The following is a 15411-nucleotide window of genomic DNA, read 5'->3' as shown; positions in this document are numbered from 1 at the left end:
GGGGTGGATTTAGCCGATTGCTCAGAAAATAGGCAGCGACAGGCAGGCACTGCAGAGATGGCTAAACGCTGCCCGCCCACCCCAGGTTATCCACAGAAATGGTGAATAACCCGGGCCTCACAGCTCGTCCGCAAACACCACCTCCACATAGCTGAGCGTGTTGGGATGCGCCGGCCACGGGCAGGCATCGCGGCTGGGGTAGACGCCCGGCCCAATCCCGTAGCGGTCGGCGGTGGCGTGTGTGTCGCACACATCGCGGACGCGGTGGTTGGGCGACAGCCGAAACCGCACGCCGGCCACCCCATCGGTCTGAAACGCCGCGCCCATATAGGCCTCGCCGTGGGCGCGGTTGATCTCGGTGCGGAACACCCGTTCCGCCTGGTACACCACCCCGCGGCCATTCACCGGGTCCGCTTCGCCGGTCATCAGGCTTCGCACCCTGCGCCCCAGGTTGCCGCCGCGGGCGCCGTTGTAGGCGCTGGCGATGTCGGCCGGCACGCCCTCGCCGCGGCCCATGCTGCGCAGCATGGCCTGGTGGGCGCTCTCGCCGTTGATCACGGCGAACTGGATATGGTCGGTCAGCACCTGGGCGGCGTTGCGGTTCAGCCGCCACAGGCGGTCCGACAGCTGCAGGCCATCGGCAGCGGTGAAGGAACGGACGAATGCCACGGCGGAGTGGTTGACGGCGAACAGGGTGGATTCCGGCAGCGCGCCGGCGAACACGCCGGCCCCAACGCGGGCGGACTGCTCGATGCGGCGATACAGCTGGCCGTCCCGCCGCTCCTGCAGGCGGCGCAGTTCCTCGCGGACATGGGACAGCACGTTCTGTAGCTGCTCCAGCTTCACCCTGTCGTCCTGGCCGGCCGCGCGCTGGATGTGCTGCGCGATCAGGTCGCCGGCGTCGTCGTAAGTTTCGATCAGCTCGCCCACCGCCGTGTCGTTCAGCCGGTTGCGCTGCTCCACCGCGGCCAGGGTGGCGGCGCGGATGGCGGCGGCGCGCTCCAGGCTAGTGGGCATGGCCTAGATCCGTGGCACTCTCCCCTTTGCGGCCGTTGCCCGGGGTGATTTTGACCGTAGGCCCGGCGCTGTCCTCCGGGTACGGGTCGTAGTGGGCGGCGTCGCTATCGCGGCGGGCCTCCACCGTTGCCGGGTTGTATCCCACCTCCTCCCATACCATCGATTTCGGCAGGCCCAGCGCGGACAGTTTGAGGGCGCGGTCCACGGTTTGGGTGGCGGTTTCGGTGCGGCGCTCGGCAAACGTCACCTTGAATTCCTCCGCGTCCGGGTTGATGCCCTTGAGCAGCAGCTGCAGGCGGAAGCCGAATTCATACACCCAGGCCAGGGTGTCCTGCAGCTGGTCCACCTCGTCGTAATAGTCGCGTTTCAGATCCTCAAGGATGTCCCGCGCCATGCCGTCGGTGTAGCCCATCAAGCCCTTGGGCAGCGGGGTGCCGGCGAAGAACGAATCCAGCAGGTAGAGCACGTCCTGGATCTCGCCCAGGGCGGCGTCGCCCTGCACCGCCGTCACTGCGCCCTTCTTGTTGAGGTAGAAGTCCGTCTGGATCAGCTCGGCATTGGCTTCCACCCGGTCCTGGTAGGCTTGCAACTCCGCCTCCGTTGCCCCTTCCAGCACGTGGGACAGGCGCAGCGGCGCGCGGTGTTTGCGGCGGATCACCAGGTCGGTGTCGGTCATGCGCAGCTTGCGCCAGATCTCGCGGCTGGCGTCCAGGAACGGCCGGCCCAGCGCGCCCATGTCGTCGAAATTCTCCGGGTCCAGCCGCGCCAGGGTGAGCTGCCACAGCGGGAAAGTGGCCAGATCCACGCCGTTGGTCAGGTCCATCTGGGTGTAGGCGGCGCGCGGGTCCAGAAACTGGCCGTTGATGCCGACATTTGGCCGCATGGTCTCGGTGGGCATGCGCACGGCGGACACAACGTTGCCGGCGGCGTCCAGCACCCATTGCATCGGCAAGTTGCCTTCTTTCAGCAAACCCCGGGCGTCGCTCTTCAGCTTCTCCGCCCGGTTCAGCTGCAGGCGGCGGACGAACCGATCCCATTCGGCGCGCAGCGGGCTATCCGGGTCGGTCTGCAGCAGCACCAGGCCGCCGCGGGTGACGTCCCGCGCCACCCGGGCGTGGATGCGCTTCACCCGGCCGTCCGCCTGGTCCATCTGGCGAATGTCCAGGATGGTGGCGCGCAGGTCGTAGTCCACATAGAACTGCCGGTACATGGCCCGGATCTGGTTCTCAGGCGTGGAGCGGCGGCCGGATTCGCTGGTGGCGCCGGCGGTTTCGCCGGGGAGCGTAGGCGTTGAACCCTCCGGGTCCGTCCGCGGCGGCTCGGGCTGGCTGGTGGTGGGCAATGTCGGCCGGCGGACAAAGCGGGCCAGCAGGGAATCAAGAATCGGCATCAGGGGCCTCGATCGGGGTTACGGACACCACATTGCGCCAGCCGTGAATCATGCCGGCGTCCAGCAGGTCGCGGATCAGTTGGTCGTCGCCAAACGCCTCGCGCCAGGAGTCGCGCATTTGGGCGGCGCGCTGGCGCTGCGTCGGGGTGAGCGGCGGAGGCGGCGGCAGGGTTTCGTCTACGTGGGCCCGCTTGTATTTGCCGTAGCTCATCGCATCCCCAGCAGTTGTTCAGTGGTCATGCCGCGGCTGGCGATCACCGTCGGGGTGTAGCTGGCCGCGCCGCGGGTGAGCAGCGCCCACACGCCAGCGCTGGCGGCGTCGAACAGGTCGTCGCCAATCTTCGGGTTCGCCATTTTGTAGCTGTTGTAGCTGGCTCCCTGGACCGCCTTGGATTTGATGTTGCCGAGCTGGCGGATGAATTTGCCCCAGTCGCTGGCTTCGGCCTGCACCTGGTCCAGCGCAGACGGCCCCCAGTGGGTGTTCGCCAGGTTCTTGGCGCGCAGCGCGTCGGTGCCGTCATCCACATAGGGAATGGCGGCCTGGCCGTTGTGGAAGGCGGCGCGCAGCGCGGACGCCATGGAGTGCTTGGTCATGCCTTCGAAACGAATCGGGGCGAATGGCCAGTGCTGCCAGGTGCTGGCGGTTGATTGGCCCTCGCCTATGCTGCGGCGGTCTATCTCGGTGAGGCCCTGGGCAAATAAACGGTCGTTCAGGCTGGTGAGCATGCCCAGGCCGTAGGCATCGCCCATGGCGTAGTCCGGCCGGAAGTACTCCCAGTAGCCCAGCAGGTCGCGCTCCACCACCGCGTCGTCGGTGCCGGCCGGCCAGGTGCGGACAAAGGGGAAGGTCACGAAGTTTCCCACCTGCTCGCACACCACCAGCGCGGAACAAGAGGCGTGCGCGCTCTCGCCGTGGCCTGAGTGGTCATAGCCGAATGAGAGCAAGCCATTCTTGCGGTAGCGCTGACCTGGCAGCGGGCCGGCGGCCTGCAGATTGCCCTGTAGCCCCACCGCCATGGCGCGGCGGATGTATTTCTCCCAGATCCAGTTTTGCGCAGCGGCGTTGATGCACAGGAACTGGCGGATGTATTCCGCCTCCGGCAGCTGGGACTGCATCTCCAGCACAAATGCCTCGTTGAGGATGCCCAGCTCGATGCCCAGGTACACGTCCACCGGCGGCAGGATGTGGTAGCCGCCGGTTTCGATCAGGTGGCTGAGGACGTCCGCCCCCTTGTGGACGCCGGTAATGCGGATTTGCGGCTTAAAGCTGACTCCCTGGTCCACGCCCAGCCGGCGCGCGGAGCCCAGCATGGGCAGGAATCGGGAAAACAGCCGTTCCGCCGGCATGTCGTCCGTCTCCTCCAGGCTGGCGAAGCTGATACCGTCGCCGTCTATCTGGCTCATGATGCCGTAGCAGCTGGCCTTGCTGCCGTTGGCGAACTGGTATTTCAGGTCGGCAATCTGGCGCCGGCCGGACTTGTAGGCCACCCAGCCGGTCAGGATGTCAGAGCGGCGGATGGCGTCGAGGTGATAGGTGATGTTCGTTTGGCTCTGCTGCAACCGCGGCGCCACAATGCCCTCTTCCTGAAACGGCGTCGTCGCCAGGAATTCCAGCGCGTACATCTCTTTTACGGCCGTCTTGCCCGTCCGCCGGCAGCTGAAATCCACCGTATTGGGGTTGGCGTCCATCTCCAGCATTTTCAGCACCTGCATGGAGTCCAGGTCCACGTTGTGAACGTGTTTGGCCCATAGCGCATGGGGCTTGATGCCGGTGGCCGGGTCCGGCCGGGCGTAGCGCATCACCTCAATCTCCGCGCGGTGCTGCACCTTGATGCGCTGGGCGGCGCTGACGCGATCGCCGCTCACTGCCCGCTCCCGTTCTGCTGCTGGTATTCAATCAGCACCGGGTCGCGCTGTTTGCGGGCGTTGGCGCGATCCGCCAAGGCTCTGAGGGCGACCATGGATTCGGCCTGCTTGGCCGCGTAGTCCTCCAGGGACAGCGTTTTCTGACCGTCGCCGGCTGGCGCCAGGCGGCCCATGCCCTGCTCTTCCTGCTCGATGGCCTTCGGCGTCATGCCCATGTCGGACAGCGCCAAGTTGTTGCGGGACAGGAATTCCTGCAACGGCTTGAGCAGCGGGTGGGCTTTCACCTCCATAATCCGCCGCATCTCCCCTGTCTCCAGATCCTTGTACTCGCCGATCACAATCTCGCCCTCACGCGTCACCGCCCAGGCAGGGGCCTCCAACTTCACGCCGTCGGCAATGATGGTCTGCAGGATCTGCTGGATGATGGCGGTAATGCTGGCCTGGATGGACGAGTAGATCGGCGTCAGGTGTTTGGGGTTGCGCTGCTCAAACGCCGCATGGTGGACCATGAAGAGCTGGGCCTGCTTGATGCAGGCCGGCTGCGCCGCGCAGTAGCTGCGATCTACGTCGCAGCTGCTGCAGGCGGGGTATTTCCCCGGACGGGCCGGGAAGTACTGTGCCGTTTCCGCCGTCATGCCGTGTTTCAGGGCGTTGAAGCGGGTGCGCAGGGCCTCTTCCGCCGTGGGGTGGCCTTCCAAGTTCTTGGCGCTGGCTGCCTTGCCGGCCGCCGTCTTCGGGCCCGTGGCGTTCGCCCAGGCCTTCACCAGCGATTTATGGAATGGCGCCTGCGCCGCATCCTCGCCGCAGCGGATGCATTCCGCGAAATAGGCGAAGGGGTGGTGTTCGAACTCGGGGGCATCCTCAACCCGCCCCGGCGCGGCGTCAAACGTGTTCCCGCACGCCGGGCAACGGAAGGTCAGAGATTCGAGCTGTTTGGAAAGGTCGCGCTTGGCCATGGTGGTATTTCACAGCATGGCCGGGGGTGGGATAAGGGGTGGATTCAGCCACGATTCCGATCAACGATCTTCTTGATCCATCCTGACTCCAACTCAACCCCCATCGCCTCGCGCAGCCGCTCGCGTATTGTGTTGGTTGTCTCGCCGCGTTGCGCCAGTTGGAGAATATAGGCATCGCGCTGGAACTGCTCATAGCTGCGATAGCGGCGCAGCCGCACCTCCATGCCGCCGGCAGAGTGGTGCCATTGCTCCTCGGCGTCCAGGATGCGCCACATGGCAAGAAAGGCGTCCATGCCGATCTCCTCGGCCACCCTCTGCCAGCTGTGATGCATCCCCATCCTGCGGAGATCATCCAGGCGCGGATCGCGCGCGCGATTTTTTTTGGTCCCATCGTGAAGTTCAGAAACATTGCAGACATCCAGGTACCCGCCCCCCCCTGCCGGTGGGTGCCCCTGCCTATGCCGACCCCCCACCCCTTTGACAGTCACACCACGAACTATATCGGCAGGTGCAATTTCGGCCACGCCACTTCGCTTTTCCATATCGCCACACCCTCCAGACACCCCGTGCTGTCGTCCAGCCACTTCGCATTTTGTTAGAAGGCGAAGTGGTAGCCCCTGGACAACAACAACGCTTTGATTTCGATTTAGCCCGTTTTGAAGCCTACTTTGAGAATCTGCTGTAACCCTCTCGGCACGGCACTCTCACCTCACAGCCAGTTACCGCCACCCTGGCTTGTAAGAATCAAACGCACATCAACGCGCGCCCGTTGGTTTGCGCGTCATCTCGCCCAACAGCTGGCTAACTGGGGTTGAGACCTTCCCCAGCGGATTCGCCTTGTCCACGCTGCCTGTCAACTTACGGATTGCCAGGTGGGTGTAGATGCTGGTGGACTTCGGGTCCGCGTGTCCCATCAGCTGCTGACGCTCCAGGACGTCCACCGCCTCCTCTGCCAGCTCGGTGCCGTAGAGGTGGCGCAGAGCGTGCGGGTGCAGCTGCGGCGCAGGAATACCCGCGGCCAGGCCATGGCGCCGCAGCATGGCAAACGCCCCCCGCGTAGAAAAGCGGCGGCGCTCGCCGTAGTACTCATGCGCCGGGCAGCGGCGGTTCCGGGTGGTCACGAACAGCACTTGGTCGCCATCTTCGGTGCCTCGATCGATCTCAGCCAAACCAGGGTGCTCCAGGTACACGCGCAGTAGCAGATCCGCCTCCCGTGGCACGGGGATCAGGCGGTCCTTATCCCCCTTCTCTGTCGGCCGGATCGCCATCCGGGTTTCGCCGTCGATGTTCTGCGTGGTCAGATGCCCCTCATTCAGCCGCACCAGGCCGCTTATACGGACGCCGCAGCCGATCAGCACCGCCAACATGGCCGCATCGCGTACACCCTCGAAACGGTTGAAATCCGGGGCCCACATCAGCCGCTCGGCATTGCTCAACTCCATGACGGTAGGCAGTTTGCGCGGCTTGCGCGGGTACGGGATCGACGCGGCCGGGTCTCGCGGGAGCATTTTTCGCACCGACCAGAGGTAACGATACAGCTCGCGGATGCATGCGACGTATGGGGTTCGGCTCACCGGCGCCAGATTCAACGCCTTGTGCAGGTAGGGGCCCGTGAAGGCCAGCAGCTGGTCCCCGTCTATGGTCAGTGGATCTCGCCCCGCCAACCAGTCCTCATACCGCTGCAGGATATCGCGGTATGCCCGGATGGACCGATCCGCAAGGCCCTTGTTATCAGCTTTGAAGAGAAGAAACTCTTCCATCAGTCGATTCATCACGGCTCCAAAAAAGGGACCCACTAGCAAAATAACCTGTGGAATTGTGGATCACCGCCAAAATCCGGCTAAAACCCTGTCCAATCAATATTTTACCATTCCACGAATTCCACCAAAACAGTGTTTTTCTGGTTTTGAAACTGTGGGTCAAAAAATAGGCAGTGCTCTGAAATCGTGGATTGCTCACACCTCCCTTTTCTTCGCTTTCTTTCTCTTTCTCTTTGATTTTTTAAAAGAAAAAAGAAAGAAAACCAAGGGACGGCGAAAATGGCCTTGTGGAGAAATTGGCAAATTCGTGGAATAGGAAATGAAACCGTGGATTAAAAACTGAAAACGTGGGCATGTTTTTCATGAAAATCAATGACTTGAGAGTGAGAGGCGTTCAAATCCACGGAATTTTTTTGATTGCACGTATTGGGTTTTGCTTGAGCAAGCCGGCCGGCCTGTTCGCCCGCTCATGCGGCTGGCGGACGGTTACGCAGGGAGCCACTGGCGCGGTAAAGAAGGGGTGGGAACTACAGAATGGGAATATGAAAAGCGAAGTCAAAGACCGGGAGGATTTGGGATTTTGCGGAAATAATGGGATTTTGCGGAAAAAAGCAAACGGGCCTTGTATCGCTACAAGGCCCGTGGAATCTGGTGCCGGCGGCAGGAATCGAACTCGCGACCCCCTGATTACAAGTCAGGTGCTCTACCAACTGAGCTACACCGGCGAAGAGAGACGCATTATGCCCGGCTGTTTATTGCTTGGCAAGAGCCTCAGCGCTTTTTCTTGTGCTTATGATGCGGCTTGGCGGCTGCCTTCTTGTTATGGGCCTTATGTTTATGCGCTTTGGCGGGCTTATGGGCTTTCTTTTGAGCGTGATGCTTGGCCTGCCCTTTTTTCAGATGCTTGCTGCCTGCTTGGGCCCGCTTGTTTTTGGCGGCATGCTTGGATTTCACGTGGCGCGGCTTGGCAGCATGTTTTTTGGCGTGGGCCTTGCCGGATTTGGCATGCGGGGTCTTGGCTTTGCGCGGCGCATGGGCGGCAGGCTTGGAAGCGTGGCTTGGCGCGGCTTTGGCGCGGGGCTGGTGCAGCGGCTTGGCTGCGGGGGCAGGCTGGAAGTCGCCAGGCAGCGGCTGGTCTTCCGGCTCTGCGTGGCTCAATGGGCTGGCGATGGCCAGGCCGATGGCGATGAACGGGCTTATCAGCTTGATCAGGTTCATTTTTTTATCGGATTCGTTTGAGGGAAACCGTTGATCGGAATCATGGCGGTATTTGCCTATATTAGCATGAGTGCGGAAGGCGGCCAGAAACCAGGCCCTGCCATAACCGCGTACCGAAGGATGTGCTGGTTCAGGAGTGACTGCCATGAAGCTTTCCACCCGCCTAGGCATTCTGGTATTGAACGCTGGCCTGGGCCTTGTCGTCCTGGCTGGCGTAGCTTTGTACAGCCTTCATGATTCGCAGCTGGAAGACCGCCGTTCTCAGATTCACACCTTGCTGACGCTTGCGGGACAGCAGGTTTCCCATTACCAGAAGCTGGAACAGTCCGGCAAACTGTCCCAGCCGGAAGCGCAGCGGCGGGCGATCGAGGCTATGAGCAGCCTGCGCGACAAGGGCACTTACGTTTTCGCCCGCGGCAGCGACAACCTGGTGCTGGTTCACCCGGACAAACGCAAGCTGGGCAAGAACGACCCCGGCGAAAAACTGCCGGACGGGCGCACGCTGGTGCAAGCTTACGAAGACGTGCTCCGCGACGCCGACTTCGGCTTCGTGCAGATCCGCACCCGCCGCCCCAATGGCGACGTGCCGCTGCCCAAACTCAACGCGGTGATGCGCATCCATGGCTGGAACTGGACCATAGGCACCGGGGTGTTCCTGGATGATGTCGACCAGGTGTTCGACAGGCTGGCGCTGCGGCTGCTGCTGATCGGCGCGGGGGTGCTGGCGGTGGTGATCGCGATGGCCTGGCTGGTGGCCCGCTCGATCTACGCCGTGATAGGCGGGGAGCCTTATGACGCTTCACGCACGGCGCTGGACATCGCGGCCGGCGATTTGACCTTGAGCGTGAAGAGCGAAGGCCGCGGCAGCCTGATGGAGGCGATCGCGACGATGCAGGCCAGCCTGCGCGGCATGATACAGAGCCTGCAGCGCGGCGCGACCGACCTAGAGCGCGCGGTAGGCGGCCTGAGCGGCCAGGTGGAGCGCATCAACGACGCGGCGCACCAATCGCTGCTGGCGACGCAAGGCACCTCCCGCGAGATCGAATCCATGGCGGCTTGCAGCAATCAAGTGAGCGCCTGCGCGGGAGAAACGGAGAGCGATTCGCTGCGGTCCTGCCGGCTAGCCGGCGAAGGCGAGAAGCTGGCGATGCTGGCGGCGGACGAAATCCAGCTGGTATCGGGGCAGATAGCCAGCGCGTCTTCGCTGATCGGCGGCCTGACCGACCGCTCCCGCGAGATAGACGGCATCGCCGGCGAGATCAAGGAGATCGCCGACCAGACCAATCTGCTGGCCTTGAACGCGGCAATAGAGGCGGCAAGAGCCGGAGAGACCGGGCGCGGTTTCGCCGTAGTGGCGGACGAAGTGCGCAAGCTGGCCGAGCGCAGCGCCCAAGCGACGGAAAGAATCACCGGCATGGTGAAGCGGATCCAGGAGGATACCGGCTCCGTGGCGGACAGCATGAGCGAGGTGAGGCCGCTGGTGGCCCGCGGCGTGGAGCGCGCGAAAGAGGCCGCCCAGGCGCTGCGGGAGATCAACCAAGGCGCCGAGCACACGCTGGATCAGATCCGCGCGATGGCAAAGGTGGCCACCGAGCAAGCTGAGGCCGGCCATAGCGTCGCCACCAACGTAGCGTCTATCTCCCAGATGGTGGACGCATCCCAAGCCTCGGTATCTGAAGTGAACGGCAATGTCGAGGCGCTGTCCGCGCTGGCCCACCAGCTCAAGGACTCGGTGGCCAAATTCCGTCTGTGATCAGCGCTCCTGCCCCATCCGCAAGATAGGCAGCCCGCTGTGGAATGAAAAAGGGCGGCTTTCGCCGCCCCTCTTTCCACCATGGCGTTCAGCGCGTCCTTCCCGCCCGCCATAACACGTCAGGCACGCCCTGTTCCCGATTCAGATAGCGCGCGAGCACGAACAGAAAATCCGACAAGCGGTTCAGATAACGGCGCAAGGCCTGAGACAGTTCTTCCTCGCGGGCCAACGCCACCACCCCGCGCTCGGCCCTGCGGCAAACGGAACGCGCCTGGTGCGCCAGCGCGGCGCTGCGCAAGCCGCCGGGAAGAATGAACTCCTTCAACGGCCCCAATTCCTCGTTCATGAAAGACACCAGTGCTTCCAGCGCCTGCACATGGCCGTCGGAAATGGCACTGTAGCCGGGAACGGCGAGTTCCGAACCGAGATCGAACAGATCATGCTGGATTTCCGCCAGCCACTCCGCCATAGGTTGCGGCGGAGACTCCGCCAGCAACACGCCGATCACCGAGTTGAGCTCGTCGACATCCCCAAGCGCCTGGATGCGGGCGCTGTCCTTGGCGACGCGGCTGCCGTCGCCCAGACCGGTGGAGCCGTCGTCTCCGGTGCGGGTGACGATGGAGGACAAACGGTCACTCATGTCCGTCCTCCCCTATTCTGCGCACGCCGTCGCCATCGCTCAGCGCCTGCCGCAAACTTTCTTTCAGCGCATCGCCGAACAGCATTTCATAATCCTCTTTCAATTGGTGCATCATCCCGGACAGCATTTGCTTGGCCTGCACCTCGATCGCGTCCTGCAGCCATAGCGACAGCTCCACTTTCATCCGCGGCAGCATGCGTTCGTACAGGGAGTTGAACAAGGCCTGCTCGTCCAGCACCGCCGCCGGAGGCCCTTGCCGCCCTGGCCCCGCGGCGGACGACATCGCGGCCACCTTGACCACCGAGACGGGCGCGTCCAGCGCCATCTCCTGCCGCGGCGCAGGCGCATCCTCCGGCGCAGGCGCGGCCAGGCTCCGGCCTAACAGGCCGGACAAGGCCGGCATGTCTTCGTCTTCCAACGGCGCAGGCTGCGGCACAGCCTCGTACAAGCTAGACACCGCGTCGCCATATCCCTCTGCCGCCGGCTCCGTCTGAACATTTTCTGCGTGCGCATCCGGCGTCGGGACGGGCTCTGGCGAGACCGCTTCCAGAGGAATAGCCGCCAGCGCTGCAAGGTCCGCGCCAAGGACCGGTTCGGCCTGGGAGTGAGCCGCCTCGGCAGGCTCCGCGAAACTATCCAGCGACTCAGCATGCGCCGGATCAGCGTCCGAAGCCAGCTCTACCGGCTCGGTCATCTCCCCCGGCTCCGATGGGGCCGTTTCATCCGACTGCGCGCCATCCAAAGAGGAAGGCTGCGGAACGGACTCATCAGACGCCTCCATCCCTGCGTGCGTAAGCATCGCATCAGTGGAAGCCTCTTCGGCAAATCCCGGCTCGACATCCGCCGCCGATTCCAGAACCGTCGACTCGGCCAATGCCGCCGGCTCCGACGGGATCACGACATCCGGCAGCGCGCCATCCTGAGACGACGCCAGATCAGTCTCGCCAAACGGCTCCGCCTCTGCCGGCGAAAATTCGGCATCAGCTGGCTCGCCCTCCCCCAATGCCTGCTCGACATCAGGCACAGGCGCCAAGCTCTCGGCCTGCTCAGCATCGGCTTCTATCTTCTCAGATGCTCCATCCTCCGCAGGCTCGGCCTCAATGAACGGCGCGGACTCGGCCACAGGCTCCAGCTCGGCCTCCTGCTCGACAAGCAAGGCCGCGGTCTCAAGCACAGCCTCATCCTCAGCAAACGCATCGGCGGCAAGCTCAATCGGCTCGGATGCAGGCTCCAGTCCAGAATCCACCAACGGCTCCGCGTCAGCGACCGGCAGCGCCTCTTCCGCCAACTGCGGGACAGCCGCGTCAAATGCCTCCACCGGCATGTCGGGATCAAGCGCCGGCTCGGTCTCCGCCGGCTCCGACAGCTCATCCGGCACGGTGAACGCCTCCATCTCCGGCATTGCCTGCGCCATATCCGCCTCAGCAGCGGCAACCGGCTCCGCCGGACTCTGCTCAAGCGCCTGGCGCTGCTCCAGCGGCATCGCGGCCAACGGCTCGACCGGCGCGTCCACAAATGGCTGCGGCGCTTCGCTCTCCAAGCCAGGAGCCGCCTCGTGAGCGGCGGCATCCGCCTCTGCTGTTCCCTGCGCCTGTTCGATGTCAGCCATGGGCTGAACGATCTCGGCCTCAAGGCCTGCGTCGGGCAGAGCGCTGTCGGCCTCCGCCGCATGCGGGACTTCCGGCGCGACCGCCGGGGCCTCGATGGGTTGCGCCGCGGCGATGGATGGCTCCTCCCGCTGCGGCAAGCCGAACGCTTCGGCCACTTCTCGATTGGCGGCCTGCTGCTTTGCCCTCTCCTCCGCCAGCACGCGCTCCGCCTCGGCGATCATGTCCTTGATCGTCGGCTTGGGCGGCTCGGCCTGTTGTTGGGACGGCAGTTCGGACAGCCACTCCAGCCCGCTGGACGGCGGCGGCTCGCGGCCTGCGCCGCCACCCAGCACGCCGCTGGGCAGGCTCTCGATGGAAATGGAAGTGAACGGCGGCGGCGCATCCGCCGCCTGGGCCATCGGCACTGCATCAGCCGGAGAAGCCTCCGGCGCGGACGGCGCTTCGCGACCGTCCGCCGCAGCCGGAACAGGCAGCTCGGGAAGGGATTCCGCCTCGACAGGCGGCGTCTGAATCGCGCCCTCCGGCTCCAGCGCCGGCAGCGCTTCGGGCGCGCTCTCGGCAGCGGCCTGATGCGCGTCGGCGGGAAGCTCGCTGGCCGCGGCCACCACATCGCTCCAGCCCATTTCTTCCGAAACAACCGCCTCCGCGGCATCTTCCGCTGACGCCGCCGAATGCGGCTCGAACGGCTCCTCGCCAGACGGCTGCGGATCGGCCCTGGCCATCAACTCAGCCAGTCCATCCGCCTCCGGGGAGTGCGCCTCGGCCTTGGGCTCCAGCACGAAGCCCAGTTCCTCGCCCTCGGCCGCGATGTCGGCGTCCGCCAGCTCCAGCGACGGCAAACCGCTGAAATCCAGGCCGCCGGCCGGCTCGGTTTCCGGCTTGGGCGCCTCCAGCAATTCGTCCAGCGTCAGTTCGGGGATTTCCAGCTGAGGCTCGCCTTCGTCCAGCTCGGCCGCCAGCAAATCCAGCTCGGAAGAGAAATCGAACTCGGGCACCTCCGCCTGCGCTTCCGTGGATGCTTCCTCGGCCAGTGTCGGCACGGCCTGTTCGTCCACCACTTCAGTCAGGACCGGCAGGTTGAGGCCGCTCCAGTCGGGCTCGTCGGCTTTCGGCGACTCGGTCATGGCGTTTGACTCATGTCGTGATGTTCGATCGCGCAACCGTGCTCACGGTAGGCACGGAAACGCTCGCGGGCAGTGGCCAGCGACTCCGGGTCGCGCCCCACTATTTCAAGAATGCGCTCAAACCTGCCGAATTCATAGGGCAATTGCGGCCCCAGATTCAGCAATACCGGGTGGGTCAAGTCGTCCGGCAGGCTCGCCGCGAGCCAGACCGGCGTCTCGGCCGCGCCCGGCTCGCCCAGCCGGCAATGCGGCACGAAGCGGGTATCGCCGAAACTCCACAAGCGGTTGCTGAACACTTCGACGCTGCGTTCGCTGTCCAGCCAGATCAGCAACCGTTCCTTCTTGCGCTGCACGGTATCCGCCAACCTGCAGGCGAAAGCCTGCGGATCGGCGACATTGGTGTAGAAATCAATCTTGCTCATCGTCTGCCACTTCGGGCGCCTCGCGGCGCGGGCGGCCGCGGCGCACCACGTTGCCCAGCGCGATGTCGGCGCGGTCTTGCAGGAACTGCACCAGCAGCGGCACCGGACGCGCGGTGGCGCCCTTTTCCTTGCCGCCCTTCCAGGCGGTGCCGGCGATGTCCAGGTGCGCCCAGTCGTAAGCCTTAGCGAAACGGGACAGGAAGCAGGCCGCGGTGATGCTGCCGCCCGGCCGGCCGCCGATATTGGCCATGTCGGCGAACGGGCTCTTCAGCTGCTCCTGGTATTCATCCCACAGCGGCATGTGCCAGGCTCGGTCGGCGACTTCCTCGCCGGCGGCCAGCAACTCGCGCGCCAGGCTGTCCTGGTTGCTGTACAGGCCGGTGGCGATATGGCCCAGCGCGATCACGCAAGCGCCGGTCAGCGTGGCGACGTCCACCACCGTGGCCGGATTGAAGCGCTCCGCATAGGTCAGCGCGTCGCACAGGATCAGTCGGCCTTCGGCGTCGGTATTCAACACTTCGATGGTCTGGCCGGACATCGAGGTGACGATGTCGCCCGGCTTGACCGCATTGCCCGCCGGCATGTTTTCGCAGGTGGGCACGATGGCGACGATGTTCAGCGGCAGATTCATCTCCACAGCGGCGCGGAACGCGCCTAGCACGGTGGCGGCGCCGCACATGTCGTACTTCATCTCGTCCATGCCCTCGCCCGGCTTCAGCGAGATGCCTCCGGAATCGAAGGTGATGCCCTTGCCAACCAGCACGATCGGCTTGTCGCTCTTATCCTTGGCGCCTTGGTGCTTGAGCACGATCAGGCGCGCTTCTTCGCTGCTGCCCTTGGCCACGGACAGGAAGGAATGCATGCCCAGTTCGGCGATTTCCTTCGGTCCCAGAATCTCGGCCTCGCCGCCGAAAGCATCGGCGACCTTGCGTCCTTCGTCGGCCAGATAGCTCGGCGTGCAGACGTTGCCCGGCAGATTGCCCAGGTCTTTGGCCAACTTCATGCCGTTGCCGATGGCCAGGCCGCGCTGCAGGCCTTTCTCGCCGTCGGCCAGATCGCTGCGGCGCGGCACCGCCAGCGTCAGCTTGCGCGGTTCGCGCGCGGACTCGTCCTGCTTGCTCTTGAAACGGTCGAAGCGGTACAGCGCGTCCAGGGTCACCACGGTCGCCTGCTCGATCATCCACTCCACATCATGCTTCTTGACGGTCAATTCGGACAGGTAACTGACGGCCTCGCTGGCGGAGGTCTGGGTCAGCGCCTTGACCGAGGCGCGCACGGCCTCGCGGTATTCCTTGGCGCGGAACTCCCGCTCCTTGCCCAGGCCGACCAACATCACCCGATCGCACAGCGTGTGCGGCACCGAATGCAGCACCAGCGTGCTGCCCAGTTTCCCCTCCATATCGCCGTGGCGGATCACGTCGCTGATGAAGCCGTTGGAGATGCGATCGAGCAGATCGGCGGCAAAGGTGAGCTTGCGCGATTCATAAACGCCGACCATCACGCAGGCGACGCGCTGCTTCTCCGGGCTGCCGCTTTTTATGTTAAATTCCATAGGTACTCCGCTGTAGAACGAGTGTCGTTGCGCCACCTCATGACGGCCGTCTAAGCTCGGGAAAGACGGACGGCTCGGCCGCCAGTAACGCAGGATTGTTGTA

General features: G+C 64.2%; 13 protein-coding genes and 1 tRNA gene. 1 reads left to right on the top strand and 13 read right to left on the bottom strand.

Annotated elements, in window-relative coordinates; translation table 11 throughout:
* Window positions 1–117: 117 nt before the first annotated feature.
* The 9 genes from LQR33_RS17595 to LQR33_RS17555 form a co-directional block, all read right to left on the bottom strand.
* On the bottom strand, window positions 118–1017 hold the full coding sequence (locus LQR33_RS17595; RefSeq protein WP_231469910.1) for a hypothetical protein: 900 nt from the start codon (window positions 1015–1017) through the stop codon (window positions 118–120).
* The gene (locus LQR33_RS17590; protein WP_231469908.1) at window positions 1007–2407 is read right to left on the bottom strand and encodes a portal protein; all 1401 of its coding nucleotides are present in this window, start codon (window positions 2405–2407) and stop codon (window positions 1007–1009) included. The genes LQR33_RS17595 and LQR33_RS17590 overlap by 11 nt, the downstream gene beginning before the upstream one ends.
* Window positions 2394–2618, bottom strand: coding sequence for a hypothetical protein (locus LQR33_RS17585; RefSeq protein WP_231469905.1), 225 nt, complete (start codon window positions 2616–2618; stop codon window positions 2394–2396). Before LQR33_RS17585 ends, LQR33_RS17590 begins: the two co-directional genes overlap by 14 nt.
* The gene (locus LQR33_RS17580; protein WP_231469903.1) at window positions 2615–4273 is read right to left on the bottom strand and encodes a hypothetical protein; all 1659 of its coding nucleotides are present in this window, start codon (window positions 4271–4273) and stop codon (window positions 2615–2617) included. The genes LQR33_RS17585 and LQR33_RS17580 overlap by 4 nt, the downstream gene beginning before the upstream one ends.
* The gene (locus LQR33_RS17575; protein WP_231469901.1) at window positions 4270–5229 is read right to left on the bottom strand and encodes a hypothetical protein; all 960 of its coding nucleotides are present in this window, start codon (window positions 5227–5229) and stop codon (window positions 4270–4272) included. The genes LQR33_RS17580 and LQR33_RS17575 overlap by 4 nt, the downstream gene beginning before the upstream one ends.
* 44 nt (window positions 5230–5273) lie before the next feature.
* Entirely contained in the window at window positions 5274–5522 is a 249-nt protein-coding gene (locus LQR33_RS17570; protein ID WP_231469899.1) for a hypothetical protein, read from the bottom strand.
* Between the two features lie 462 nt (window positions 5523–5984).
* A complete protein-coding gene (locus LQR33_RS17565; protein ID WP_231469897.1) occupies window positions 5985–7001 on the bottom strand; it encodes a tyrosine-type recombinase/integrase in 1017 nt (338 codons plus the stop codon).
* A gap of 637 nt (window positions 7002–7638) precedes the next feature.
* A tRNA-Thr gene (locus LQR33_RS17560) sits at window positions 7639–7714 on the bottom strand.
* Window positions 7715–7760: 46 nt separating this feature from the next.
* Window positions 7761–8354, bottom strand: coding sequence for a hypothetical protein (locus LQR33_RS17555; protein ID WP_231469896.1), 594 nt, complete (start codon window positions 8352–8354; stop codon window positions 7761–7763).
* Between LQR33_RS17555 and LQR33_RS17550 the strand changes: the two genes are divergently transcribed.
* A complete protein-coding gene (locus LQR33_RS17550) occupies window positions 8353–9960 on the top strand; it encodes a methyl-accepting chemotaxis protein (RefSeq protein ID WP_205692365.1) in 1608 nt (535 codons plus the stop codon). The two genes, LQR33_RS17555 and LQR33_RS17550, sit on opposite strands and share 2 nt — an antisense overlap.
* Window positions 9961–10048: 88 nt before the next feature.
* Here LQR33_RS17550 and LQR33_RS17545 read toward each other — a convergent pair whose 3' ends face one another.
* Genes LQR33_RS17545 through LQR33_RS17530 form a run of 4 tightly spaced genes read right to left on the bottom strand, consistent with a single transcriptional unit; the run spans window position 10049 to window position 15308 of the window.
* Window positions 10049–10600 carry a cob(I)yrinic acid a,c-diamide adenosyltransferase gene (locus LQR33_RS17545; RefSeq protein WP_231178901.1) on the bottom strand — a complete coding sequence of 184 codons (552 nt, stop codon included), beginning with the start codon at window positions 10598–10600 and terminating at the stop codon, window positions 10049–10051.
* Window positions 10593–13334, bottom strand: a complete 2742-nt coding sequence (locus tag LQR33_RS17540; RefSeq protein WP_231469894.1) for a hypothetical protein — start codon at window positions 13332–13334, stop codon at window positions 10593–10595. Before LQR33_RS17540 ends, LQR33_RS17545 begins: the two co-directional genes overlap by 8 nt.
* A complete protein-coding gene (locus LQR33_RS17535) occupies window positions 13331–13756 on the bottom strand; it encodes a DNA polymerase III subunit chi (protein WP_021477573.1) in 426 nt (141 codons plus the stop codon). The genes LQR33_RS17540 and LQR33_RS17535 overlap by 4 nt, the downstream gene beginning before the upstream one ends.
* Complete coding sequence (locus tag LQR33_RS17530; protein ID WP_166438275.1) at window positions 13743–15308, bottom strand: leucyl aminopeptidase; 1566 nt, start codon at window positions 15306–15308, stop codon at window positions 13743–13745. The genes LQR33_RS17535 and LQR33_RS17530 overlap by 14 nt, the downstream gene beginning before the upstream one ends.
* Window positions 15309–15411: the final 103 nt, after the last annotated feature.

Origin of the sequence: Chromobacterium piscinae (assembly GCF_021129175.1) — a bacterium.
Lineage (GTDB): Bacteria > Pseudomonadota > Gammaproteobacteria > Burkholderiales > Chromobacteriaceae > Chromobacterium > Chromobacterium piscinae.
This window is presented reverse-complemented; position numbering and strand designations above follow the sequence as displayed.